Here is a 25,997-nt window from a genome sequence, read left to right on the forward strand (position 1 = left end):
TGCAGTTGGACGGAAGTGGCTGGGTTTAGGGTTTGTAGGTTGGCGGTCAGCAGGTGGACGAAGTCTTTCTCGGGCGCCGACGCGGCCATGCCGTTGAAGTTGTACCAGCCCAGTTGGGGGGCGGGTCCGTGGGCCATGATGCTGTTGCCAATCACCAGTAGGCGTTGGTAATAAATCGTGAATAAAGCCGAACGGCTTCGTGAAGGCTTATTGCCGACTCGTAAACGAGAGAGAATCTTTCCGCCCGCAGTAACCGTAAACTGCTTGCCTGTTAGCCAGCTTTGCCCATCATCCAGTGAAAACTCATAGTCGGCCTGAGCGGGCAAAGAGTCAGTAATGAGGCTGACGGTTGTGCTAAAGTAAAAATTGCCCCCATTAGGAGAAAACCGTGGAGGAGGTACGTCTAAAGTATCAACCTGGACCGTATTGGTACTGGTCGATGACGCGGGCGAGGCTGTAGTAGAACTGCTGGAAGACGATGTTCCTGTGCAGGAACAGGCAGATGTTGACGTCGTTGGTGTAGTGGAGGTATTGTCAGGCGGCAGCTTATTACCAACAAGCGCCGGATAATCTCTGGTACAACCATAGATACTTAAACATAGGATAAGCAATCCTGCGATCAGGTAGCTGTCTACTGGCCAGAATCTATTTTTTCGTTGAGTTAACATAGGTGATCCCTAATGTATTGAGTACAAATTATACAACAGAGTTCATTAATCAATTTTAGGACTTATAGAAAAACAATGCCGTACCGGTTACTATAATGACCTTCAATATAGGGGATTAGTTGTACGTTTTTCTGTTATTTTGCAAAACTTGTACGTTAAATGTCTATCCTACCGAAACAGCTATGCTTTTTAGCTCGGCAATTTTCCTGTTTCTGTACCTGCCGGTATTCCTGCTAGTTTACTATGTATTGCCCAAACGATGGCACAATGCCTGGTTATTCAGTGCAAGCCTGCTTTTTTACTTCTGGGGTGAAGGGCGCGATACGCTGGTGTTGATAGGCTCTATATGTATCAACTTCTTTGCCGGTCAGATTATAGAACGCGGATACCGTAAAGGGGGCCTACTGTTATCGTTAATCGGCAGTTTATCGCTCCTGATTTATTATAAGTACTTCGCTTTCCTGGTTACATTGGTGGGTGGCTTGTTGGGTGTAATGGGACTGAAAGCTGCTGAGGAAATAACCGTTTCCCAGATTGCTTTACCTATAGGTATCAGTTTCTATACCTTTCAGGGTATATCGTACACGCTTGATATTTACTGGGGACGAATTCGGGCTAATCGCAATTTTTTAAATTATGGTACCTATGTGGCCATGTTTCCTCACCAAATTGCAGGGCCTATCGTCCGGTATGCTGATATTGATGCTGAACTGGCTCGCCGAACTGTATCTATTGAAAAATTTGGCATAGGTGCCGAGCGATTTGTTATTGGTCTGATAAAGAAACTACTGCTCGCTAACACCTTTGCCGAGATTGCCGATACTGTATTTAAAGCTAATCCGCATACTTATCCTACCGAAACAGCCTGGCTTGGAATAATCGCCTATTCACTCCAGATATACTTCGATTTTTCGGGCTATTCGGATATGGCTATTGGCCTGGCGAAAATGGTCGGGTTTGATTTCAAAGAGAATTTTAATTATCCGTATATAGCCCAGTCGATTCAGGATTTCTGGCGACGTTGGCATATATCGCTTTCAAGCTGGTTTCGCGATTACCTATATATTCCATTGGGGGGGAACCGGGGCGGAAAAGTTAAGACCTATCGCAACTTATTAATTGTATTTCTGGTGACAGGTCTTTGGCATGGCGCTAGTTGGAACTTTATTGTTTGGGGCCTATACCATGGTTTATTTTTATTGATCGAACGGGCCGGGTTTGATAAAAAGCTAAACCAATTATGGGCTCCTCTCCGGCATGGATATACGCTGTTCGTCATCTTAATTGGCTGGGTATTTTTTCGAGCCGATAATCTGTCCTTGGCGCTGATCTATTTAGAAAAATTATTTGGCTTTATCGAAGTCAGGCAAATGGCTTTTCCGCTAAGTTATTTTCTAAATATTGAGGTTGTTATTACGCTTTTAGCCGGATTTGTTCTGGCCACTCCTGTATATCATTTATTGCATAGTAAGTGGCGCCAGATGCATCTAAAAATTGCACAGCCATCGATTTTATATTTGGTTAATACGGTATACGTTTTTAGCCTGTTCGGTTTATTTATTATTGCTATTATGTATCTGGCTGCTGATACATATAATCCATTTATCTATTTCCGGTTTTAATCATGCATGTTGAACAAGAACCAGAGATGATTACGCGTAGTCAACATAAGTCTGTTAGATCGGGTAGCGAACCCATCACTAAACTACATAGGCTACAAAAGTACCGATCTGTACTTATGGCTCTGGGATTCAGTCTGTTCCTGGTTTTGCCTACGCTGGATCAATGGTTTGGTTTTTCGGCTGGCTTTAAGAGTACAGAAAAGAATGCGCTCACTCCCCGGCCTGTTTTTCACTTTCCGCATGTAGAAACGTACATTGCAAATTTTAATAAATATTATAAAGAACATTTTGGCTGGCGAAATGCCCTTTTTTATCAGTATAGCCGATTGAAATATACTATTTTAGGCGTTTCTCCATTGCCTGAGAAAGTTGTTCTTGGTAAAGAAGGCTGGTTTTTTCCGGGCAATGATATGAATCACGTGGCGGATCGGCATCAGGGCTTACTGCCATTTTCCGTAAAAGAATTAGAGGCAATAGCTAAAAGACTGTCAGATAAGCAACGGGAACTGGCTAAGCAACGAATGGCATTTTATGTAGTTATTTCACCAGATTCGTATAGCATTTATCCTGAATATTTACCTAATTATTTAAAAGCCACCCGGTCTACTTCTAATTTTGATATATTAAAAAATTATTTACAAAAGCATACGACAATTACTCTTATCGATATTAGGCCAAACTTAATAGCGGCTAAATCGATCCATCCTACTTACTTACAAACGGATTCTCACTGGAACGATTTCGGGGCCTTTACCGCATCGTTGGCTATTATAAATCGTATTCGGCAAGATTTTCCGAATATACCTGTGCCTGACGAAAAAAGTTATCATATCCATACGAAAAAAGGATACCCTGGCGATCTGGTCACGATGCTTGCATTGAATGAGACGATTTTTGATAAGACCAATTATGAGATTGTGCCACCTACGCTGTTGCAGCCAAAAGAGATAAAAGAAACTAATACTAAGGCACAGGAAACCTGGCCGTCTCAACGATTTACTTCACCAAACCGGCAAGCGCCCGATTTACTATTTGTAGGAGATTCGTTTACGTTAACCCTACGCCAATGCATACCGGGCTACTTCTCACATACTCATATCATTCGCAACAAGTTTCTACCCGACGAATTAGTTCGTTCCGAAAAGCCTGATATTGTTGTTTTTGAGATTGTAGAACGAAATCTGGACTACCTGGCTAACATATAATAGTCATTTATCAACTAGCCCTTATTAAATCAGCTGCTTTTTCGGCAATCATAATGACGGGAGCATTGGTGTTGCCCGAAACGATTGTTGGCATAATCGAGGCATCGACTACGCGTAATCCTTCCAGACCCCGCACCCGTAATGCATTGTCGACAACTGAGAGTTCATCCGACCCCATTTTGCAGGTCCCAACAGGGTGATAAACCGTTTCCATAAAGTGTTGAATGTGCTCCCACAAAGCATCGTCAGAGCCGTAATTCAGCGGGATATTGATGCCTTTACTGAATGGCCCGAAGGCGTCGGCCTGCATCACCTCAATAGCTTTTCGTAAACCACTGATCAGTACAAGTCGGTCACTTTCTTGGGCCATATAGTTGGGTTGAATAACAGGTGGATCGAGCGGGTTTTTTGATGATAGGCTAACGTATCCACGACTTTTCGGTTTCAATAGCGTTGGGAGCACAGTATACCCATCAGTAAACGGGTAAGTGTTTAAATCGTAGAAATCTGTAGTGCCATCATTTCCAAAATGGACAGGGGCAAAATGAAACTGCATGTCTACAGCGTCGGGTGGTGCCTGAGGAGAAAGATGTTCGGTTTTTAAAAAAGCCACCGCTTCGAGCGGGCTGCTGGTCATCGGCCCCTTGTGAGTCAGGAAAAACTGGGTAAGACCTTTCAGGAGGTTGAATGGTTTCAGGTAAAAGTTAGCTGATGAGCCACGCTGTGAACATAAACTACTCACTCCTGTGAATAAATGATCCTGTAAATTTTGCCCTACACCGGGAAGATCCTTCTTTACGGGAACACCTACTGAATGCAGCGTGTCGGCTGGACCAATACCCGATAGCATCAGCAGCTGAGGGGAATGAAAGGCCCCTGCAGAGAGAATAACCTCTTTTCGGGCGTTGACCTGTTGCGTCTGAGCCTTTCCGGTTATAAACTCAACCCCAATAGCCCGGTCGTTCTGAATCAGAATCTGGCGGGTATGGGCATGGGTTATCACGTTCAGATTAGGTCGGTTCAGGACAGGCTTTAAAAAGGCCGAAGCTGTACTATGTCGTCTCCCATCTTTGATTGTAAACTGAAATAAACCTGTTCCGGTCTGCCGAGCTCCATTATAGTCCTGATTGGGCAGGATACCCGTTTGTGTGCAGGCTTCAAGAAAAGCCTTAGCCATTGGGGTCTGAAATCGAGTGGCATAGGTAACATGCATTGGCCCGGCATTCCCATGGTAATTCGGGTCAAGCTGATCATACTGCTCATTATGTTCCGAGCGGATGAAATACGGCAAAACATCGTCGTAGCTCCAGCCCTGATTGCCGAGGGTAGCCCATTCATCATAATCGAGCCGATTCCCGCGAACATACGCCATTGCATTGGTCGATGAGCAGCCTCCCAGCGTTTTACCTCTTGGCTGATACATCCGGCGGTTATTAAGTGCCTCCTGAGGTTCAGTCCAAAACCCCCAGTCGACAGATGTGCCGTGGAGTTTGGTATAGGCCGCCGGAATGTGTATCTCCATTTTTGAGTCCGGCCCACCTGCTTCCAGTAGTAACACCGACACCGACGGATCGGCTGACAGCCGATTGGCCAGTACGCATCCTGCCGATCCAGCACCCACAATGATGTAATCGTATGTCATACCAGAGTAATGTCTATAAGGCGTAAATGTCTAATTACTTCTAAAAATAATTAAATAATAGAAGAGTTGGCGGGCGAAATAAAAGGAATTTTTGACGCGCAGAATAAGCTTTTGTAAACAAAAACTGATGAATGCCCATTCTATTAATGCTCAGCATTCATACACAATGTTTAAATGCCTTCGTGGCATATTTTTTGACTAAAGTTCAGTGAATCAACGATATGGAGTATGAATCAGATACGTGTATTAGCAGAGGGCCTGCGCTTTCCGGAGGGGCCAACCTTCGATGAGGCAGGAAATTTGTGGTGTGTAGAGCAAAAAGGAGAAGGGTTATTTTGTCGGTACACGAATGGCGATACGAAACGGATTCAAACGGGCGGGCAACCGAATTCATTAGTTTGCAATCAGGGTGATCTTTGGTTCTGCGATTCAGGGCAAAATTCGATCCGACGTTTACATACAGCTACTGGAACCATTGAAACGGTGATTAAAGAGATAAGCGGTCAGCCGCTTAATATGCCTAACGATTTGATGTTTGATGATCAGAATAACCTGATTGTTACCTGTCCGGGGCTACCCGAGCCAGGGCAACAGGGGTATGTAGTGGTTTATTCGCCAGGCGGCTCGGTCGATATTATAGCTGAAGGATTACTTTACCCTAATGGTCTGGTATTTTATCCTGACAGGCAAACGTTATTAATAGCTGAAACGCATCAGCAGCGCATTTGGGGTGGGTATTGGGATGTGTCTGATTTAAGTTGGGAAAATATTACTGTCTGGACAACTGTTATCGAAGCTCCAGTAGGTGCGGCAATTCCCGGTCCAGATGGTATGACCGTTGGGCCAGATGGCAATTTGTATGTGGCAGTATTTGGCGCTGGAATTATTCGGGTGTTCTCGGCCGAAGGCACTTTTGTGCGGGATATTCAGCTACCTGGGAAAAACCCATCCAACTGTACGTACGATCTATCGGGCGAATTGGGATTGATCGTAACCGAAACCGAAAAAGGACAATTGCTAAGCGTAAAGTAGTTGATTGATTAATCAATCAACTACTTTACGAAATCACTTCAACTCTGCCAGCACGGTGACGCCCCCTTTGGTCACGTCGCCGATGGCTACTTTTATGTCAGCATCCAGTGGAAGAAACACATCTACTCGGGAGCCAAATTTGATAAAACCGAATTCTTCGCCCTGTTTAACAGGTTGACCTTCTTTCACATACCAGATAATCCGACGGGCCACTGCCCCCGCAATCTGCCGAAATAATACCTGAACGCCATTGGCTGTCTCGACTACAACCGTTGTGCGTTCGTTTTCCGTACTCGATTTGGGGTGCCAGGCTACCAGGTATTTACCCGGAAAATATTTAAAGTACCGAACAATACCAGTTACTGGGTTTCGGTTGACGTGGACGTTCAACGGAGACATAAAGATGGATACCTGACGACGACGGTCGTTAAAGTACTCGCTCTCGGTAGTCTCTTCGATCACAACGACCTTGCCATCGGCTGGAGCAATTACCTGCGTATCACCTAGCGTCAGCAACCGATTTGGTATCCGGAAAAACTGTACGACCAGGATAAACAGAATCAGGCTTACAAGAGCCAGCAGGATGATAGCTGTTGAGTTGTCGGAGAAAAGGTAGAAATAAGCAAGTAGATTCAGAGCCAGTAAAACCAGCCCTGTAGTAATCATGATGGTCGTGCCTTCGCGGTGTAAGCGCATAAATTAATTAATGAATAATGTACAATGTATAATGAATAATGGTTGAATTATGTTCGGAGACCGACAAAATTATACATTGTACACTATTCATTATGCATTCACTTAATATCCACCCCGGTATTTATAGGTGCTGGCTACTTTGTCGATGGCTACAATATAGGCGGCCAGGCGCATCGGCACTTTGTATTTTTGGGAAGTTTCGAATACCCGATCGAATGCATCTTTCATGGCACGGTCGGCCCGGCGATTAATTCGGTCAAGCGTCCATTTATAACCAATGCGGTTTTGTACCCACTCAAAATACGAGACCGTTACCCCACCAGCATTGGCCAGAATGTCGGGAACAACCAGAATGCCTTTGCTATTAATGATTTCATCGGCACTAGCGGAGGTTGGACCGTTGGCGCCTTCCACGATCATTTTGGCCTGAATAGAACCGGCGTTATCGTCGGTGATTACATCCTCTTTAGCGGCAGGAACCAGTACATCGACAGCCAGGGAAAGCAACTCTTCGTTGGAAATCTTTTCGGCTCCCGTAAATCCTTCGAGTGTACCTTTATTCGAATTGCGATAATTGACTGCTGCCGTAATATCGATACCACTCTTATTGTAATAACCGCCCGAAATATCGCTGACGGCAACAACCGTTACACCACGCTCATGCAGGAGTTCGGCGGCAAATGAACCTACATTGCCAAAACCCTGCACAGCGGCCGTTGCCCGGTAGGGGTTCATTCTTAATTTATCCATTGCAGCCAGTGCAGCTACGGTTACACCTCGGCCCGTTGCTTCGGTACGTCCAAGTGAGCCGCCCAAAACGAGTGGTTTACCCGTTACGACTCCATTGACGGTCATGCCTTTCGACTTTGAATATTCATCCACAATCCAGGCCATCTCGCGCGGGCCGGTTCCCATATCAGGGGCTGGAATGTCGCGGTCGGGGCCAATCACATCGAGCATCGCAACCGTATATTGTCGGATTAAACGTTCGATTTCACCGGCCGACATTTCGCGGGGATTGCAGGCAATGCCGCCTTTGGCACCACCATATGGAATATCGACAACGGCACACTTCCACGTCATCCAGGCCGCCAGCGCACGAACTTCGTCGAGATTAACGGCCGGGTCGAGCCGAATGCCCCCTTTAGCTGGGCCCAGAATGTTGGAATGAATGACCCGGTAGCCTTCGAAAACTTTAATCGCCCCGTTATCCATCGTAACGGGTAATCCAACAATAACCTGCCGGGCAGGTACTTTCAGGATGTCATACATTTCGTCGGAGATACCAACCAGTTTGGCTGCGGCATCAAAACGCGACATCATTGACTCAAGTGGATTCTCTTTATCTTTTATTGGAGCTGGTTCTATATAGGCCATGGCTTTGTATTTACTTCTGTTTTAAACAAAATTGCTAATGAAGTGGTCCACAAACTTAGTAAATCGTTAGTTATATTGTGAAAGGTATATTTTTTCTAAGATTAATATAATATTAAAAGGGCCATATAATTATCTACTTTCATCTTGTTTGCCCAAACAGGCTATTAATAAAGCCTATATTAACCGAATATTCATTCGTAAAATCCATTATTCTCAATTTGATAAAATTCCGCTAAAATTAGATTATGTTTTAAGAATCATTGAAATACCGGATACAAAGCATTAATTTTGTGGCTGAAAAAATGGGGCACACCATCTAACGAAAATTTAACATTGGATTAGCTATGGTTCAGGAAGAAAAAAAGCGGTACTCAGAAGAAGAACTTAAGGAGTTTGAAGAGCTGATCGGGCAAAAGCTGGATGCTACTCGTAGCGAACTCAACTACATTAAGGAAACACTGAGTAAACGGAACGATAGCGGCACGGATAACACATCGGGTAATTCAAAACTGCTCGAAGATGGTGCCGATACCAGCGAACGTGAAAACTTAAGTCAACTCGCTGCTCGTCTGCAAAAGTTTATTCAGCAGTTGGACGCAGCTATGGTTCGTATTAAAAATGGTACGTATGGTATCTGTAAAGATACTGGCAAATTGATTCCGAAAGAGCGGCTGCGGGCAGTACCTCATACGCAGCAAACGATTGAAGCCAAATTGCGTCAATCTCGTTAAGAGCAGCGGGTAAGAATCTGAATGCCTTGTACATAAATTTGTGGGTTTCGGCCCGCTTTATTGTTTGAGCCTATTGTCTGACTAGCGACCCTACTGATAATAGTGCCTGTGTACCTTCGGCTTCTTTAAAAAGGGCCATAAACTGTAACGGGCTCATCAACAACGATAAATTTTCATAAACAGCTTCACATCCTGCATGTTGAAGCTGTTTTTTATTTCCTCACTTTTTTAAAACAAATTGAGCCATTATTTGTAAATACCGCAGAAGGAAATCAATTTTTTAAAACCATGCTGGAACATCTGGAAGAAATTCGGGAAAATATATTTCGTTATCTCGAAGCCCGCATTGAGCTGTTTACGCTGGAGAGCCGAGGCAAACTCGAAGAAGGAGTTGTTGTTGGTATTCATGGCATAGTACTCGCTCTGCTGAGCACAATGACCCTTCTTTTCTTATTCATTCTGCTTGCTGCTTATCTGAATAAGGTAACCGATAGCCAATACCTGGGTTTTTTAATCGTGGCTGGTTTTTTCCTGGTGCTAACCTTATTGTGGCTGTTTGCTAAAGATTTTTTTAAGGCAAAAATTCGGGTGATGGCCTACAGTACTATAAAAAAGAGCCAGGAGAAAAAAATAGAAGAGAAATCAGATGCCGTCGAAGAGCTGATGGCGCAAACCCGCTCGGCAATGGGCAGCCCAGGTACGCAATCGAACTGACGTACGAGTAATTCAGGAAGCTTGGTAAACAGTTACTTACTTGTTTGATAAGTTTGGATTCAAACGCTTTTTTACTACACAATATGGAAGACCCAAAGGTACCATTCGCAGACACAACGGCTCGGCGGGCTGAGTTGATGGCGGCTACTGAGCGCCTAAAATCATCGATCTCAAGCGGTGTTGAAACCATAAAAGATGACGCTACAGAGCTTGGTAAAACAACCTTGTTTGTCGCAGGTGCTGCTTTAGCTGTATATTTGGTTGTAAATGCCGTTCTACCCAAATCGGATGAGTATCGCTACGCCGAAAAGTATGGCGAGCCCGACGATGAGGAGGATGATAGCGACTATGCCGATGACGAATCAGACGATGCGTCGTCAAAACATACAGTTGTCAGGAACCAGGTGCCAGAAGTGCAAAAAACGGCAGCCGTGAGTGGCTTAATCAGTGGTATTTTGACCTCTGTCTTAACCAATATCGCTCGCGAGCAGCTAACTGGATTTTTAGCCCGCATACGTTCAAATAATGCCATCAATCCAACTGCCGAACCAACAGACTATCACGAACAGGCTCCAACCCAGCCTGTTGACTATACTCCGTAATAATCGGCTGTCTGGTCGAAAAGCCATTGCCGTCCTGCTCGATCCCGATAAAATAGAGCAGGACGGTCTGATTTACTTACTCAACCGCACGGTCGAGCATCCCATTGATTTTTTTCTGGTAGGGGGCAGTTTAGTGACCGATTACGTTCATAAAGAGGTCATTGCAACCATCAGGCAGCACACGGCTATACCCATTATCCTGTTTCCAGGCAATCCGCTGCATATAGAGCCCTCGGCCGACGCCATTTTATTCTTATCGCTGATTTCGGGCCGTAATCCTGAGTTTCTGATTGGACAACATGTTATTGCCGCGCCACTGCTGAAGAAAAGTGGGCTGGAAATTTTACCTACAGGCTACATGCTGGTTGATAGTGGTACGCAAACGACCGTTTCGTATGTTAGTAACACGATGCCCTTGCCACACGATAAGCCAGGGGTAGCTGCCTGTACGGCAATGGCTGGTGAAATGCTCGGTTTACAATTAATGTACCTGGATGCAGGGAGTGGCGCCCGGAAGCCCGTATCAACGGATATGATAGCGGCTGTTCGGGCTGCTGTTGATTTACCTATAATTGTGGGTGGGGGGATCAACTCGGGAGAAAGAGCCTATGAAGCCTTAAAAGCAGGGGCAGATCTGATTGTGGTAGGAAATGGTATCGAACATGACCCCGAACTGTTGCCTCAATTATCGACTATAGTTCAGGAATTTAATCAATCTGTTGTGCGCGCTTAATTTATGAAACGGTTTACTTTTTTGACACTCAGCCTAATCGTATCTGTTTGTATAGGATTGGCTTCTGGTGTAGACGTACTGGCGCAATCACAATCTAAAATCGATAAGGTATATACAGTAGCTGAGCGACAGCCTGAATTTCCGGGAGGTACTGTAGCCTTGAGTCGTTATCTGGCCGAGAATATCGTTATTCCAAATGCATTAGCCCGGAAAAGATATGATACTGGCCCCGTGGCCGCCAAATTCATCATTGATGAACTGGGTTATATTCATGACATCCGGATACAGGTAAAGCCACTCGATAAAAAAGGGCGAAGAGGAATGGAAGCGTTTATGGCTAATATCATCGCAGCCGTCGAAAAAATGCCCCGTTGGACACCCGGCGAAGTAGGAGGACGGCCTGTTCCGGTCTATTATACCCTCCCCATCGAAATAACAATGCAATAAGAGGAGAAAGGCAGAAGGGACGAAAGGAGAAAAGGATTTGCCTGTAGCATTTACCTTTCCCCTTTCGTCCCTTCTGCCTTTCTCCCTTTATTTATACATTCATGAGCGATTCCCGACGGCGCATTTTACCGGCTGGGATGCCGAACATCATCTTGAATCGACGGCAGAAATAAGCGGTATCTTTGTAGCCCACTTCAGAACCAATAGCCCGAATACTCTTTTTGCTCGTGCGCAACAAACCAACAGCCGCTTCCATACGCTGGTATTCGATGTAGTCTTGCGGGTTAATACCCGTAAGCATCTTAAAGTACTGACCTACATAATCTTCCGAAACGTTAGCTACGTTTGCCAACACTTTGTTCGACAGGTCGCCCCCCAGATTTTCTTTAATGTATGCGAAGATGTCGATTAGACGCGGATCTTTGAAGTACGTACTGTTCGTTACCAACTGTTCAACAAACAGGTGATTCTTAAGAATATACCGAACTACCTCAATGACAATTTCTTCGGTTTTAATCTTTATAATTCGCCCTTTACCAGCCAGATCGGTCATTTCTTCGGCCAGAATCTGATCAATGGTATTAGCTAAGTGATCTTCGCGTTTGATAATGAAAGGCGGTACGTCCAGTGAGTTAAAGAAATTCACAGAGTCGAACACTTTCGCTTCGAACGATACATACCCGAATGAATTTGGTAATTGGCTGATCAGTTTCGGATCATGGTTCCCTTCCCAATAGGATTCCCGATGGGTCATAAACTCTTCATTCGAGACAACTTTGGGGTTTGTGGGGTCGCCATAGGTAACCGTAACGTGTTTGCCACCCGGTATAAACAGCATGTCGCCTACTTCCACCTTTATTTTTTCGTCGCCAATCGATACCTCACCATTATATAAAATCAATAACGTGTTCTCAACATCATAGAAATTCTTGATGGTGATAGGCTGCAGAATCCGAATGTTTCGGGCCTTAATAAACTTAACGCCCAGAGATTCGATTATTTTATTATAGTCTTCCATAGATGAAAGGTGCGTGTTGCCGAAGTTGTATTGCGCTCAAATTTGCACAAAACTAATAATTTGTACAAAACTAATACAAGTATAAAAGTTTCCAAATAATAAAAAAAATAATGCGTATTCATGTCGAACACGCATTATCGAATGATAAAAATTCAATTTTAGATGTAATTACATCATCGGATTAGCTCTCTGGCTATCACTAATTTTTGTATTTCGGACGTACCTTCATATATCTGAGTGATTTTGGCATCCCGCATTAAACGCTCCACGTGAAATTCTTTCACATAACCATAGCCACCGTGGATCTGAACAGCCTCTGTTGTTGCCCACATAGCCACTTCTGAGGCAAATAATTTAGCCATAGCAGCCGCCTGTACATAGTCCTTATGTTCGTCTTTTAGCCGAGCTGCTTTGTAAACCAGTAGCCGAGCTGCTTCGATTTTAGTAGCCATCTCGGCCAGCTTGAATTGAATGGCCTGGTGGTCAAAGATTTGTTTGCCAAAAGATTTACGCTCCTGGCTATATTTTAGAGCTAGTTCATAAGCACCCGCAGCAATGCCCAGTGCCTGAGCGGCAATACCAATACGACCTCCATTGAGAGTCGACATGGCAAACTTAAAGCCAAAGCCATCGTCGCCAATGCGGTTTTCTTTAGGAACTTTAACGTCGGTAAACAGCAGGGAATGGGTATCTGAAGCCCGAATTCCCATTTTGTCTTCCTTCTTGCCAACCACAAAACCAGGTGTTCCTTTTTCGACGATCAGGCAATTGATGCCTCGATGGGCTTTCTCTCGGTGAGTCTGAGCAATGACCAGGCAAACACTCGAGGAGTTTCCGTTGGTAATCCAGTTTTTAGTCCCGTTCACTAAATAATAATCCCCTTTATCTTCGGCTGTGGTGCTTTGCGAGGTGGCGTCCGAACCCGCTTCGGGCTCCGACAGGCAGAAAGCGCCAATGATTTCGCCGGTAGCCAGTCGGGTAAGGTATTTCTGTTTCTGCTCTTCGGTACCAAAAGCTTCCAGACCATAACAGACCAGTGAATTATTGACAGACATGATGACAGAAGCCGACGCATCAACTTTCGAAATCTCTTCCATCGCCAGTACGTACGAAACCGTATCCATACCTCCGCCACCATACTCCGGCGATACCATCATACCAAGAAAGCCAAGTTCAGCCATCCGTTTGACCTGCTCAGTTGGGAAACGGGCTTCGTTATCGCGCTCAACGATACCTGGAAAGAGTTCATTTTGAGCAAAATCGCGGGCGGCTTCCTTGACGGCGAGGTGCTCTTCTGATAAATTAAAATTTAATCCCTGTAATTCCAGCGATTCTGTTGCCATTTGAATTGCGTGGTTTAGTTTGCGACTGTGTAATGAGAAGAGTAAAGGTAAGCAATTGGGCAATAAACTAGTATGCACGCATACTAGTTACTCAAATAACAGCGTAATTAATTCGGCAATACAGGCGGGTTTGGGTTGATTCTCGATCTCAAAAATACATTCGGTAATGACACGGCTGCCATTGGCCTGCGGTTCTACGTTAATGAGCCGGGCGTTCAATCGTAATTTACTACCCACCGGTACGGCATTAGTAAATCGAATTTTATTAGCCCCGTAATTAATGCCCATTTTAACGGATGTTACTTTGTAAAGTTGGGCCATAAGTCGAGGGGCCAGGGAAAGCGTAAGGAACCCGTGTGCGATGGGCGTCTTATAAGGTGATTCGTGGATGGCTCGTTCGGGATCGGTATGAATCCATTGGTAGTCGCCAGTGGCCTCGGCAAAGCGGTTGACCATTTCCTGTGTGATGACCAGATAATCGGTACTACCCAGCGATTGGCCAGTATGGGCTGCTAACTCAGTAAGGTTCTTGAAGGTTAACATAGACATTCGGGTTTTTAGCAACTTTGTGGTTATGAGTATAGCCAAGGTCCAAAAAATTGAGGTAGCAGGCAACCAGCTTGCCTACCAAAAAATCGGGAATGGCCCGGCAGTTTTGCTGGCTTTCCACGGTTTTGGACAAAGTAGTCAGGTTTTCAAAACATTAAAGTCAACGTTAGGTAATCAATACACCGTTTTTGCTTTGGATTTATTTTTTCATGGCGACAGTCGTTATCAAAGCGATCAACTCTTGACTAAAACAGCCTGGCAGCAACTTATTGGCGCTTTTTTAGAAGAGAAAAATATTGGTCGGTTCTCCTTAATGGGCTTTAGTTTAGGGGGGCGCTTTGCACTCGCCACTGTCGAAGCATTTGCCAATCAAATCGATCAGTTGATTTTAATTGCTCCTGATGGTATTACTCGCAGTAGTTGGTATCAATTGGCAACAAGTTCGGGGCCAGGCCGATGGACGTTTCGCTATTTTCTACAGCATTTATCTGCACTAAATCGACTGGGCCATCTGCTAACCCGTCTGAGGCTACTGAACCGAACAGCCATGCGCTTCGCCGAACTATCGCTTGGTACTCCCGAGCAGCGCGAACGGGTTTATCAAAGCTGGACACAATTCCGGCTGATCTCACCTGATCTGGGCCGTATTGCCGAGTTATTGAACACGCATTCGGTCCGTGTGCGTTTTTTTACAGGCGCTTTCGACCGAATTGTGCCCGGTTCTTACATTCTTCCGCTTACCAAACGGCTTCAACAGTATGAGCTAGTCATTTTACGAACCGGTCATAATCGACTGATTGAACTGGCGGCTGAGCAATTAAGATGTTAACAAAGCTCTTTTCAACGTCTAATCCTGCGGCTGTGAGGACACAGTCGCCCGGCCGGAGGGTACACTTTGCTGACGCATAGGTGGCTGTGAGGACACAGCCACGGGGATTGGGCAGGCTAACAAGGCTGTGTTCAACTTCCCGAAAGCTCGGAGCTTTCGGGAAGTTACTTATTGCAACCGTAAGGGTAAGTTACTGCTTCAGTGATTTTTGGATGGTGCGCCAGAGACCGGCGATCGAAACAATGACCAATCCGACAACGATGATCTGACTCCAGGAGCCTTGGTTCGGATTATCCAGCAGGGTTTTTATGGCATGTGCTTCGTGGCCTGACCAAACCGCCAGAATAGTTCGTGGCGTCATGCCCAGAAACCCGCCCAGCAGAATATTTTTGAGTCTGGCACCCGATAGGGCAAACATCAGATTGGTCAGGCCAAATGGAAGAATAGGGGAGAGTTTGGCGAAAAAAATAACTTCCAACTCATTAGTTAGGATACGATCCAGAACCGATTGTGCTTTGGGATTCCGTCGAATAAAGGCGAGTACCCAATCATGATCCAGCCAGCGGACGATTAGATTAATGAACAGGATGCCACCAAAATTGATGACGAACATAGGGAGAACGGCGTTCCAACCCAGAAAATAGCCGAAAATCAGCGCCAGCATCGTCGGCGGGGTAAGTCCAGCTGAGGTGATAGCACAGGTAAGAGTGATAGCTACCCATTGCCAGGTGGTAAATTCAGCAATGATCGGTTCATACACAATAGCATAATACGTCAGTACGGATGTAAAGACGATTGGCGTTATTGATAGCACGAGCCCGGCAATAGCGGGGCCAGTTATATTTTTAGGAATAGTGGTTTTCACTTAGTATCAAACTGCAAGACAGGGGTTGTGGTTTTGGTAACCACCCGGGTTGTCTATTTTCGTTACAAACTTCGTTACTTTTGACCATGAAATTCGGAACCAAAGCCATCCATGCCGGTATTGAGCCGGACCCAACGACGGGCGCCATCATGACGCCTATCTATCAGACCTCGACCTATGTGCAGGAGTCGCCGGGGAAACATAAGGGGTATGAATACGCGCGTACACAGAACCCGACCCGAACGGTGCTGCAAAATAACCTGGCCGCGCTCGAAAATGGCAAACATGGTATTTGCTATTCGTCGGGATTGGGCGCTACCGATGCGATTTTGAAACTATTTAAACCCGGCGATGAAATTATTGCCAGCAATGATTTGTATGGTGGTACATACCGCATTATGGTTCGGGTATTCCAGGAATTTGGACTCAAATTTAAGTTTGTCGGGCTAGATAATCCGGCCAATCTGGAAGCGGCTATCACACCGGCCACCAAAATGGTCTGGATCGAAACCCCGACTAACCCGTTGCTGCGTCTGGTGGATATTTCAGCCATTTCGGCCATCACTAGACAGCACACCATTCAACTGGTCGTGGATAATACGTTTGCATCGCCTTACCTGCAAAATCCGCTCGATTTAGGGGCCGACATTGTTATGCACTCTGTGACCAAATACCTTGGAGGCCATTCGGATACGGTGATGGGGGCTATTGTCCTGAACGACGATGAAACCGCTCAACGACTGGCCTTTATTCAAAATGCCTGTGGGGCAGTTCCGGGGCCTCAGGACTGCTTTTTGGTATTACGCGGAATCAAAACCCTGCATGTTCGGATGCAACGGCACTGCGAAAACGCGATGAAAGTGGCTCGTTACCTGCAACAGCATCCCAAAGTTAGCCAGGTATACTATCCCGGTCTGGAGTCGCATGTAGGGCATGACCTGGCTAAAAAACAGATGCGGGATTTTGGCGGCATGTTGTCGTTTGAACTGAAAGGCGATTCGATGCCCGAAGCCGTGCGAGTCATGGAAAGTTTTGAGGTGTTTTCGCTGGGCGAATCGTTGGGCGGGGTAGAATCGCTTTGCACACATCCGGCCAGTATGACCCATGCCAGCATCCCCAAAGAAGAACGCCAGCGCAATGGTCTGAAAGATACGCTTATTCGACTCAGCGTCGGGATAGAGGACGTAGACGATCTGATTCAGGATTTGGAACAGGCAATTGGTTGATTGTAGATGTGACCGTCAAATCGAAGTTTAGTCAAATTAATGTAGTCTCATGAACAAAATGTGGGAAAGCGTTAACTAAATAGTTGTTTGAATTGGTCTAATGCGCTTCATTTATACGGTTCTACTGATAGGTTTGCTGGAGTCGGCGGTTGCTCAACTGCCGAGTGGGTTTGTGGAGAAACAAGTTGCCCGTAATCTGAATCCGACAGGTATTGCCTTTTCGCCTGACGGGCGACTGTTTGTGATCGAGAAGGACGGAAAAATTCGGGAAGTTGTCAAAGATGTTCTCTCGCCCGATCCGTTTATGACAGTTACCAACATTGACGTGACCAACGAGCGTGGTCTGACGGGGATTTGCTTTCATCCCGACTTTCCTAAAACGCCCTATTTCTACGTCTATTACACGGTAAAAGATCAGAATCATAACCGGCTGAGTCGATTTAGGGCGCCAAATGGTGTAGCCGATCCCAATAGCGAAACGGTATTACTAGAGTTTGATCCATTACTGGCAACACTCCATAACGCTGGGACCATGCGGTTTGGGCCTGACCGTAAATTGTATATTGCCGTGGGTGAAGGCACCAATGCATCGGCAGCCCAGAGCCTGAATAGCCTGCTTGGGAAAATAATACGACTGAATGATGATGGGAGTATTCCATCCGACAATCCATTTGCGGGCCAACTGACGGGCCAATACCGGGCTATTTATGCGCTGGGTCTTCGTAATCCGTTTTGTATGGATATTGATCCGGTATCCGGGCGAATTCTGGTGGGCGATGTGGGTGATGCCAGCTTTGAAGAAGTCAATGAGGTTCGGGCAGGTAAAAACTACGGTTGGCCGCTCATCGAAGGTCGCCGGACGAATCAGGATGCTCCCGAAAATTATGCCGATCCACTCCAGGTGTACGATCATGATGCTGGTTGCGCCATAACGGGTATGGCCGTTTACAATCCGCCGACGCTTCGCTTTCCTACCGAATACAAAGGCAGAGCATTTTTTGCGGATTACTGCAATGGCACTATCTACTCATTCGATCCGGCTACAGGACAGGTTATCGGTAAGTTTGTGACTGATGTTGACCGGCCGGTTGGAATAGCTACTAGCCCTGATGGCTATCTGTATTACCTGGCCCGGTCCGGCCAGGGTGGGGGAACTCAGCAAGACAATACCTCAACCTGGAACGGCTCCCTGCATAAAGTATCATTCTTTGATTCAGGTTTACCGTATATCAGTAGTCAGTCGCCGAATGCGTTTGTGCCGGTTGGTGAATCCATTACGTTTACAGTTAATGCCGTAGGGCAGAAGCCGCTTAGCTACAAATGGTATCAGGATGGCAAACAAATTGCCGGAGCTGATCAAAGCCAGTATACCATCAGTAGCCCAACACTGTCCAATAACGGGTCAACTTTTTACTGTATCGTTTCAAATGCCTTAGGAGCCGATAGTTCAGAATCGATGTCGTTGCGCGTTGTACAGGCGCAGCGACCAGTGGCTCGTATCCAACAGCCTGTTACCAATAAAACCTATCGGGCGGGTGATGTGCTCACCTTCGCAGGCGACGTATTGAATGCTAATCAGCAGCCGCTAGCCAACGCCAAACAAACCTGGTGGATCGATTTTCATCACGACGATCACGTTCATCCTGCACTGGACCCCGTTTCTGGCGTTACGACAGGCACGTTTAAAATTCCTCGTGTAGGCGAAACCTCTACCGAAGTCTGGTATCGAATTCACCTTCTGGCAACCGATGTATCGGGCTTAACCAATGAAACCTTTGTGGATATAAAACCTGAGATTGCTACAGTTACTATCGGTAGTAGCGTTACGGGCGTTCGGGTATATCTGGATGGAGAGCCCCGTCAGCCGGATTTGACATTTCAGTCTGTAGTGGGGATGCTGCGGAGTCTTGAAACAAAACCCTACACGGCCGCTTCGAATGGGTTTTATAAATTTATAGGCTGGGGCAATGGCCAGAATGCTCCGTTGGTAACGTATGAAGTGCAACCGGGCAGTCCAACATTGATGATGCAGTATCAGGCTGTACCAGCCCTGACAGGTAACGGTTTATTCGGTGAATATTACGCAAACACCGATCAGATAGCCGGTACACCTACCGTTGCCCGCACAGATGAGACGATTAACTTTGACTGGGGTGAGGGAGAGCCAGCGCCAACTGTAGGAACCGATCATTTTGTGGTGCGCTGGACGGGGAAAATCCAGGTGCCTTTTACGGATACGTACACCTTTTATACGCAAACCGATGACGGTGTTCGCCTATCGGTCAATAATAAACAACTGATTGACAAATGGGAAGCCCAGCCATCGCTCGAATGGTTAGGAAAGCTTGATCTGGTGGCTGGACAATCGTACACGATACAGATGGATTTTCTGGAAAGTCAGGGTTATGCCACGTCGAAGTTATTCTGGAGTTCACCTCAGTTTGAGAAAGCGATCATCAGCAAACCGTATCTGTTTAGCGGCCAGGTCATAACGGCAACAGTACCCGAAATTACGAAAGGGTTAACCGTATTTCCATCGCCGGCTCGTGAGCAGATCACCGTTCGGTACGACGCGCTGATGCCGGGTACGGCTCAATTATATGCAACTGACCTGCTGGGCCGACCAACCTACGAGCACCCTGTCCGGTTTACGGCTGGCACGAATGAGTATGGGATTTCAGTAGCCGACTGGCCAGCCGGGTTGTACCAGATTACACTTCAACCCGCCGACCAGCCAGCTATACACCAGCGCTTACTGGTACGCTAATTCTATAGTCATTTGGTGGCCGTAGAGGCTTCCTGTTGTGATGTCAGGTGTGAGCATCTGACACCACAGGTTTCTCAAAAACCGACACCACGTCCAATGACTATGAATGACGACGAATGACCACCAAATGACTTTTCTAAAACCGTAGCCGGATACCTGCCAGAAAATTCCGGCCAGCCTGTGGGTAATAGGCATTATCAGCATACACTTTCCCTTCCGAGATGTATGCATAGGTGTACCCGTTCGATTCGTACAGTTCATTCAAAACGTTGTTTAAAAGCAACGTAAAGGCAAATTCTTTCGCAAACTTTGGCTTGAAGGAGTAAATCAGCCGGATGTCGTTAGTGAAATAAGAGTTCAACTTCCGGCTTTCATTCGACGTATTATCCAGGTATTGTTTTCCGACATATTTTGACAACAGCCCTAATTCCAGGCCTTTTACGGGCGTAAACAATAGCTGCGAACCTGCAATCACGTTGGGCGAAAACGAAATATCGGTCTGGCTGTATTGACGAGCCTCCTGAAGCCCATTGTCGTAATTGTCGAGGTATTCCGTAAAATTCTTCACCTTATTACGACTGAAGGTGGCATTCACATTCCAGCGAAGTTGTTTGGCCAATCGAACCCCTGCTTCCAGTTCCAGCCCTGCTCGGTAACTAACAGGGATATTTACCCGGTTGTAAGCCCCCACATCGTTCAACTGACCTGAGAGGACCAACTGGTTCTTATAGTCCATGTAATACACATTCGCGGTGAAGGCCAGCCGTTCGGTCTGAAGCTTGTACCCGGCTTCGTAATCGATGAGCTGTTCCGCCTTTGGTCGGCTCGCTGGGGTCGATTGAGTGTAATCGTCACGGTTGGGCTCCCGATGGCCAACGCCTACAGATGCATAAACCGTACTTTGATCGTTGAGTGTATAGGTCAGACCCGCTTTGGGGTTGAAAAATGTCAGATTGGCATTCTGCTGCACATTCTGCAACTGGCTGTTGAACCCTAAGAACGAGTATCCAACCGTGCGTACCTGCAAATCCAGAAACCCATTGAGCCGATTACTGAACTGGTAAAAGGCTTTGGCGTAGATGTTGAAATCGGTTTTGATAGCATCGTCACTATAGTAGCGTTCGCGTATGTTGGCATTGCCAGCCACACGTGCCCAGATAATTTCGCCGTAATGGCCGCCCTGATACTGGTTCCAACCCCCACCAATATTGGCGGTCAGTTTTCCAAAACTGTTGTAATCAAACGAAAAAACAGTGCCATAGAAATTATTGTCCAGCCATTTTCGGCGAACAAGATCAGTACTTGTAATGGTTGAATCACCAATAGTTACGTTGGGCAAACCGTACTTGCTGTAGCTGTCGTTTGGCTTAAACTCTTCATAGTAACCTTTGCCTTTAGTATAGAAGAAGGAAAGATTAGCCCGCCAGTTTTTACTAAGCTCATACGAACTAATTAACTGATAATTATCCTGCTGGTAATTGTCGGTCTGATTGTCGTACGTAAAGGCGTTATAGGTGCGATTCGTTTTCAGAATATCCTCCGGTATGCCATTCCAGGCCTGGTAGGTTTGCTCCTGACCTGAAAACGCATTCAATCGGATAAAACCCTTTTTGCCATAATACCCACCTGAGAGATAAAAGGATTTCAGGTTCGAAAATGCCCGGTCGATAAACCCATCCGAGTGAATGGTCGATAAACGAGCGTCCACCGCAAAATGACCGTTTAGCAGTCCTGTTCCGGCCAGCACATTGAGTTTTCGGGTTCCAAATGATCCGGCCGATACGTTCGTTTCGGTATATGGATTCGCTTCGAGTTTGTTGGTCTGTATATTCACCGATGCGCCAAAAGCGCCAGCTCCGTTGGTAGAGGTGCCAACGCCCCGTTGAATCTGGATGCTACTGACCGAAGAAGCAAAGTCAGGCATGTCGACAAAAAATGTCCCTTGCGATTCGGCATCGTTATAGGGGATTCCGTTCAGCGTCACATTGACCCGAGTGGCATCCGAACCTCGTATGCGAATACCTGTATAGCCGACACCCGCACCGGCGTCTGAGGTAGTCACGATGGAAGGTGTAAAGTTGAGCAACTGCGGAATATCCTGCCCGAGGTTGAGCTTATCCAGATCCCGACGTGTTACATCACTGTACGCAATAGCCGATTTCTGATTTGCCCGCGTGGCACTGACAACCACTTCATCGACTGCGACCGCCGTTTTGGCCAATCTAATGTCGAGGGTTGTGTTCTGGGTAAGTGCTACGATTTGAGTTTGTGGTTCATACCCTAGTAGAGAAACACGTAGCGATACTGATCCCGGTTTTAGAGTAGTGAGCTGAAAGTTTCCGGCTGCATCGGTATAGGTTCCTTTATAAGTTCCTTCCAACACAATAGCTGCTCCGGGTAGTGTACCACCATCAGCATCAGCCACTTTACCTGAAATAGAGAATTGTGCCCACGCGGGCAGATTGATGAGTAGCAAGGCTACAAAAAGAGTAAGATAGGTTGTCGTACCGTTTTTCATAAACGAAAATGGTTACGATAGGCAAGGGGCCAAACCTACCTTTGATTGGTATGATATTTGTAAAACGCTCATAGACGTAGCCTATGAACACATTTCCCTTCACAGCATTACCTGCGCAGGTTCAATGGGTATAATCTCAGCCCGTTGTTTTTGGGCACCCCTGGAAGATTAGCACGGCAAAGTTATTTAATTATGAACAAAACAAGATGCTATGTCGAGCGTTTCTTTTTCTGAACCAGTGTATGAATCTATGAGTGAGTATGATTTAGTTGTCCTTCAGGAAGAGATTGCCGATGGGCGCCTGAAGGCCGGGGATGTCGGAACCATTTTAACCGTGTATAATGGGGGCAAAGCCTACGAAGTTGAATTTGTTACACTTACGGGCGAAGCTGTTGCTGTAGAGACCTTATTACCCCATCAAATTCGCGAAGTGCGCTCGTCGGAGGTTATGGCTGTACGGGATATTGACTTACAAAACGGACAGGATTCGTAAAGTTTTGAAAATTACCCTTTTCCTTAATGGTAAATATTCCTAATTTTGCAATCCAAATTGCAAAAGCATGAGCAAAAAGAACAGCGGACTGGAGTTTTTGGAAGATCCAGACGCACTGGCCGGTCAATTAGAACGGGCCGAAGATTTTTTTGAACAGAATCGAAACATCGTTTTTGGTGTACTAGGTGGTATTTTACTGTTAGTAGCGGGTTACTTCGGTTATCGTTATTATGTCAGTGAGCAGGACGATACAGCCCAGGTTGAAATGTTCCCATCGGTGTATCAACTCGAAGCCGATTCAACAAAAAAGGCACTTAACGGTGATGGCAAAAGCCCTGGCCTGTTAGCTGTAGCAAGCAACTATGGTTCAACCTCTGCCGGTAACCTGGCCGAGTTCTACTCAGGTATTGCTTTATTGAAACAAGGTAAATACGATGATGCCATTGAGCATCTGAAAGCATTCAGCTCGTCGGATTTGCTGGTTCAGGCGCGGGCGTATGCGCTCACGGGTGATGCCTATATGGAAAAGAAAAGCTTCGATGAAGCTGCCGACTATTACCGGAAAGCTGCTGATTATAAATCGAATAAATTCTTTACGCCTGGTTATCTGATGAAGCTGGCCGTTGCTTACGAGCAAGCGAAACAGAACGATAAGGCTATTGACACGTACAACGAAATTATTGAGAAGTACGCTCAATCGACCGAAGCTGGTAGTGCTAAAAAGTACAAATCCGTACTGGAAGCTACCGTCGGTGAGTCGTAAGCGTACTTGATCCAATCAATACAGCAAAGGACAAAGCCGAAGCCGGTTTTGTCCTTTTTTTTGACCCGGATTTATGTGATTTTACTGATGGACTTTGATTTTCACTTCAATGAAGTGATACCTAAGAATAAGCACAATCTGTTACATCACATAAATCCGAGGCCAAAAATCAAAGTTTATCAATAAAATCAGTTAAATCCCGGTTCAGAATGGCCACTGCTGCAAAAAGCCTGAGTGTATTTTCAACCAACGACTTACCCGATGTTAGCGAACGCCGGTTTGCGATACTGGTTTCTGAATGGAACAGTGAAGTGACCGAAGCCCTTTTTGAAGGCGCCTATCAAACCTTGTTGCAATACGGAGCGAAAGTCGAGCATATTGTCCGTGGCAATGTACCGGGCAGTTATGAGTTAACCCTAGGGGCTCAGTGGTTTGCCCAGCGCGACGATATTGATGCCGTCATTGCCCTTGGCTGTGTGATTCAGGGCGAAACCAAGCATAATGATTACATCAACCATGCCGTGGCTCAAGGTTTAACGAATGTAGGATTGAAAACCGGAAAGCCCGTTATCTTTGGCGTTCTGACGCCCAACGACCAGCAGCAGGCGCTCGACCGCGCGGGTGGTAAGCACGGCAACAAAGGCGACGAAGCCGCCATTACCGCCATCAAAATGATCGGATTACAAGAACAGGTATATAGTAAGTTTTAAAGAGCGAAAGAGTGAATGAGTGAAAGAGCGATGTTATGCTCTCAACTTATTCGCTCTTTCACTCATTCACTCTTTCACCTTTTAACAATGCACGTCTGGAAATTTGGCGGCACGTCGGTTGGGAAACCGGAACGTATGCAGTCCATCCGCCATCTGGTTACTGAGGATAGCACGCCCAAAATTGTAGTGCTGTCGGCTTTGTCGGGTACAACCAATGCCTTATTGGCCATTGGCGAATCGCTGAAAGCGAATAACGATACTGAGGCAACCGCCAAAATTGATACGCTTAAAGCACACTATGACAGCTTTATCGGCGAACTGTACAAGACAACTGAAGGCAAAGCCGCTGGGCAGAAGATTGTTGATAATGAATTTGCCTTTATCCGATCATTGACACGGATTAAGCCGTTCACGTTGAAGCAGGAAAAAGAGCTTGTGGCTGAAGGTGAACTGCTGAGTACGCAGATGTTTCAGGCGTACCTGGAAGAAGAAAATGTAGCTTCCACACTGCTGCCCGCGCTCGAATTCATGCGGATCGATGCCGATAACGAGCCTGAAATTGCGTTTACGGAGCAGAAACTAGCCGAAATGCTGCCGCAACATGCCGACAAGCATATCATTGTCACTCAGGGCTTTATCTGCCGTAATCCACGGGGTGAAGTCGACAACCTGAAGCGGGGAGGGTCGGATTATACCGCGTCTCTGATTGGTGGTGCTATCCGTGCCGACGAAATCCAGATCTGGACCGACATCGATGGTATGCATAACAACGATCCCCGGATTGTTAAAAATACGTTCCCGGTTCGCGAACTGACATTCGACGAAGCGGCTGAGCTGGCATATTTCGGAGCTAAGATTCTGCACCCGTCGACCATTACGCCCGCCCGGATGTTTGGTGTACCCGTGCGGTTGAAAAATACAATGGATCCCAGCGCTCCCGGAACTCTCATTGCCGACCGGACAAGTGACCAGGTTTTTAAAGCTATTGCGGCTAAAGACGGTATTACGGCATTGTACATCCACTCGACCCGTATGCTGAATGCCTATGGTTTTCTGCGTCGGATTTTCGAGATCTTCGAGAAGTACAAAACCCCGGTCGATATGATTACGACCTCAGAGGTATCGGTGTCTGTTACGATAGATAATACCGAGCGTATCGAAGAAATTAAAGCTGAGTTAGGTGCATTTTGTACACTGGAAGAACCTGATTACGACCAGACCATTATTTGTATAGTTGGTAATTTTAGTGCCGATAACGAAGGTGTTGCGGTTCGGGTGTTCAACGCCATGAAAAACATTCCGATTCGGATGATTTCATACGGCGGTACCGAAAGCAATCTGTCTTTGCTGGTGCATGGTAAATACAAAGCTGACGCGCTAAATGCGCTGAACGACGGCTTGTTTTCGGCCTAACTTTGCTATGTAAACTCTAAACGATTCAACGAAT

The 25,997-nt window shown here is 46.2% G+C and carries 24 protein-coding genes and 1 pseudogene; 16 read left to right on the top strand and 9 right to left on the bottom strand.

Going from position 1 to position 25,997, the window contains the following annotated elements:
* Positions 1 to 326 (bottom strand): annotated as a pseudogene (locus tag ACYVFD_RS27895) (SGNH/GDSL hydrolase family protein); the annotation flags it as partial.
* Between the two features lie 40 nt (positions 327 to 366).
* Here ACYVFD_RS27895 and ACYVFD_RS27900 point away from each other — a divergent pair.
* From ACYVFD_RS27900 to ACYVFD_RS27910, 3 genes are all read left to right on the top strand, one after another.
* On the top strand, positions 367 to 570 hold the full coding sequence (locus tag ACYVFD_RS27900; protein ID WP_461093808.1) for a hypothetical protein: 204 nt from the start codon (positions 367 to 369) through the stop codon (positions 568 to 570).
* A gap of 280 nt (positions 571 to 850) precedes the next feature.
* Positions 851 to 2,290, top strand: a complete 1,440-nt coding sequence (locus ACYVFD_RS27905; RefSeq protein ID WP_461093809.1) for an MBOAT family O-acyltransferase — start codon at positions 851 to 853, stop codon at positions 2,288 to 2,290.
* A 116-nt stretch (positions 2,291 to 2,406) separates the two neighbouring features.
* Positions 2,407 to 3,495 carry an alginate O-acetyltransferase AlgX-related protein gene (locus ACYVFD_RS27910; RefSeq protein WP_461093810.1) on the top strand — a complete coding sequence of 363 codons (1,089 nt, stop codon included), beginning with the start codon at positions 2,407 to 2,409 and terminating at the stop codon, positions 3,493 to 3,495.
* Positions 3,496 to 3,505: 10 nt separating this feature from the next.
* Here ACYVFD_RS27910 and ACYVFD_RS27915 read toward each other — a convergent pair whose 3' ends face one another.
* On the bottom strand, positions 3,506 to 5,137 hold the full coding sequence (locus ACYVFD_RS27915) for a GMC family oxidoreductase (RefSeq protein WP_461093811.1): 1,632 nt from the start codon (positions 5,135 to 5,137) through the stop codon (positions 3,506 to 3,508).
* Between the two features lie 228 nt (positions 5,138 to 5,365).
* Between ACYVFD_RS27915 and ACYVFD_RS27920 the strand changes: the two genes are divergently transcribed.
* Entirely contained in the window at positions 5,366 to 6,169 is an 804-nt protein-coding gene (locus tag ACYVFD_RS27920; RefSeq protein WP_461093812.1) for an SMP-30/gluconolactonase/LRE family protein, read from the top strand.
* 33 nt (positions 6,170 to 6,202) lie between these two features.
* Here ACYVFD_RS27920 and ACYVFD_RS27925 read toward each other — a convergent pair whose 3' ends face one another.
* Positions 6,203 to 6,865 carry a phosphatidylserine decarboxylase family protein gene (locus ACYVFD_RS27925; RefSeq protein ID WP_461093813.1) on the bottom strand — a complete coding sequence of 221 codons (663 nt, stop codon included), beginning with the start codon at positions 6,863 to 6,865 and terminating at the stop codon, positions 6,203 to 6,205.
* Between the two features lie 102 nt (positions 6,866 to 6,967).
* Complete coding sequence (locus ACYVFD_RS27930; protein ID WP_461093814.1) at positions 6,968 to 8,242, bottom strand: Glu/Leu/Phe/Val family dehydrogenase; 1,275 nt, start codon at positions 8,240 to 8,242, stop codon at positions 6,968 to 6,970.
* A 344-nt stretch (positions 8,243 to 8,586) separates the two neighbouring features.
* Here ACYVFD_RS27930 and ACYVFD_RS27935 point away from each other — a divergent pair, with 344 nt between their 5' ends.
* From ACYVFD_RS27935 to ACYVFD_RS27955, 5 genes are all read left to right on the top strand, one after another.
* Positions 8,587 to 8,973: a TraR/DksA family transcriptional regulator gene (locus tag ACYVFD_RS27935; protein ID WP_020596321.1), complete on the top strand. Its 387-nt coding sequence runs from the start codon at positions 8,587 to 8,589 to the stop codon at positions 8,971 to 8,973.
* Positions 8,974 to 9,261: 288 nt separating this feature from the next.
* Positions 9,262 to 9,687 carry a phage holin family protein gene (locus ACYVFD_RS27940; protein WP_461093815.1) on the top strand — a complete coding sequence of 142 codons (426 nt, stop codon included), beginning with the start codon at positions 9,262 to 9,264 and terminating at the stop codon, positions 9,685 to 9,687.
* A gap of 83 nt (positions 9,688 to 9,770) precedes the next feature.
* Positions 9,771 to 10,289 (top strand): hypothetical protein, encoded by a 519-nt coding sequence (locus ACYVFD_RS27945; RefSeq protein ID WP_461093816.1) that lies wholly within the window; start codon positions 9,771 to 9,773, stop codon positions 10,287 to 10,289.
* The gene (locus ACYVFD_RS27950) at positions 10,273 to 11,022 is read left to right on the top strand and encodes a phosphoglycerol geranylgeranyltransferase (RefSeq protein WP_461093817.1); all 750 of its coding nucleotides are present in this window, start codon (positions 10,273 to 10,275) and stop codon (positions 11,020 to 11,022) included. The genes ACYVFD_RS27945 and ACYVFD_RS27950 overlap by 17 nt, the downstream gene beginning before the upstream one ends.
* A 3-nt stretch (positions 11,023 to 11,025) precedes the next feature.
* The gene (locus ACYVFD_RS27955) at positions 11,026 to 11,469 is read left to right on the top strand and encodes an energy transducer TonB (protein WP_461093818.1); all 444 of its coding nucleotides are present in this window, start codon (positions 11,026 to 11,028) and stop codon (positions 11,467 to 11,469) included.
* Between the two features lie 91 nt (positions 11,470 to 11,560).
* On the opposite strand, the gene ACYVFD_RS27960 is transcribed toward ACYVFD_RS27955, so the two are convergent.
* The 3 genes from ACYVFD_RS27960 to ACYVFD_RS27970 form a co-directional block, all read right to left on the bottom strand.
* The gene (locus ACYVFD_RS27960) at positions 11,561 to 12,487 is read right to left on the bottom strand and encodes an AraC family transcriptional regulator (protein ID WP_461093819.1); all 927 of its coding nucleotides are present in this window, start codon (positions 12,485 to 12,487) and stop codon (positions 11,561 to 11,563) included.
* A 173-nt stretch (positions 12,488 to 12,660) separates the two neighbouring features.
* Complete coding sequence (locus tag ACYVFD_RS27965) at positions 12,661 to 13,830, bottom strand: acyl-CoA dehydrogenase (protein WP_461093820.1); 1,170 nt, start codon at positions 13,828 to 13,830, stop codon at positions 12,661 to 12,663.
* A gap of 87 nt (positions 13,831 to 13,917) precedes the next feature.
* Positions 13,918 to 14,373, bottom strand: a complete 456-nt coding sequence (locus ACYVFD_RS27970; RefSeq protein ID WP_461093821.1) for a MaoC family dehydratase — start codon at positions 14,371 to 14,373, stop codon at positions 13,918 to 13,920.
* 31 nt (positions 14,374 to 14,404) lie between these two features.
* On the opposite strand from ACYVFD_RS27970, the gene ACYVFD_RS27975 reads away from it, so the two are divergent.
* Positions 14,405 to 15,208 carry an alpha/beta fold hydrolase gene (locus ACYVFD_RS27975; RefSeq protein ID WP_461093822.1) on the top strand — a complete coding sequence of 268 codons (804 nt, stop codon included), beginning with the start codon at positions 14,405 to 14,407 and terminating at the stop codon, positions 15,206 to 15,208.
* Positions 15,209 to 15,398: 190 nt separating this feature from the next.
* On the opposite strand, the gene ACYVFD_RS27980 is transcribed toward ACYVFD_RS27975, so the two are convergent.
* Positions 15,399 to 16,073, bottom strand: coding sequence for a TVP38/TMEM64 family protein (locus ACYVFD_RS27980; RefSeq protein ID WP_461093823.1), 675 nt, complete (start codon positions 16,071 to 16,073; stop codon positions 15,399 to 15,401).
* 86 nt (positions 16,074 to 16,159) lie between these two features.
* On the opposite strand from ACYVFD_RS27980, the gene ACYVFD_RS27985 reads away from it, so the two are divergent.
* Together ACYVFD_RS27985 and ACYVFD_RS27990 are read left to right on the top strand one after the other, a co-directional pair.
* Positions 16,160 to 17,299 (top strand): cystathionine gamma-synthase, encoded by a 1,140-nt coding sequence (locus ACYVFD_RS27985; protein WP_461093824.1) that lies wholly within the window; start codon positions 16,160 to 16,162, stop codon positions 17,297 to 17,299.
* Positions 17,300 to 17,399: 100 nt separating this feature from the next.
* The gene (locus tag ACYVFD_RS27990) at positions 17,400 to 20,066 is read left to right on the top strand and encodes a PQQ-dependent sugar dehydrogenase (RefSeq protein WP_461093825.1); all 2,667 of its coding nucleotides are present in this window, start codon (positions 17,400 to 17,402) and stop codon (positions 20,064 to 20,066) included.
* A 136-nt stretch (positions 20,067 to 20,202) separates the two neighbouring features.
* On the opposite strand, the gene ACYVFD_RS27995 is transcribed toward ACYVFD_RS27990, so the two are convergent.
* Positions 20,203 to 22,584: a TonB-dependent receptor gene (locus ACYVFD_RS27995; RefSeq protein ID WP_461093826.1), complete on the bottom strand. Its 2,382-nt coding sequence runs from the start codon at positions 22,582 to 22,584 to the stop codon at positions 20,203 to 20,205.
* 250 nt (positions 22,585 to 22,834) lie between these two features.
* Between ACYVFD_RS27995 and ACYVFD_RS28000 the strand changes: the two genes are divergently transcribed.
* The 4 genes from ACYVFD_RS28000 (at position 22,835) to ACYVFD_RS28015 (ending at position 25,963) form a co-directional block, all read left to right on the top strand.
* Entirely contained in the window at positions 22,835 to 23,077 is a 243-nt protein-coding gene (locus tag ACYVFD_RS28000; RefSeq protein WP_461093827.1) for a DUF4926 domain-containing protein, read from the top strand.
* Between the two features lie 67 nt (positions 23,078 to 23,144).
* Positions 23,145 to 23,840 carry a tetratricopeptide repeat protein gene (locus ACYVFD_RS28005; protein ID WP_461093828.1) on the top strand — a complete coding sequence of 232 codons (696 nt, stop codon included), beginning with the start codon at positions 23,145 to 23,147 and terminating at the stop codon, positions 23,838 to 23,840.
* A gap of 209 nt (positions 23,841 to 24,049) precedes the next feature.
* A complete protein-coding gene (gene ribH / locus ACYVFD_RS28010) occupies positions 24,050 to 24,550 on the top strand; it encodes a 6,7-dimethyl-8-ribityllumazine synthase (protein ID WP_461093829.1) in 501 nt (166 codons plus the stop codon).
* An 87-nt stretch (positions 24,551 to 24,637) separates the two neighbouring features.
* Positions 24,638 to 25,963: an aspartate kinase gene (locus ACYVFD_RS28015; RefSeq protein ID WP_461093830.1), complete on the top strand. Its 1,326-nt coding sequence runs from the start codon at positions 24,638 to 24,640 to the stop codon at positions 25,961 to 25,963.
* Positions 25,964 to 25,997 lie beyond the last annotated feature (34 nt).

It is taken from the genome of Spirosoma gilvum (assembly GCF_054776815.1).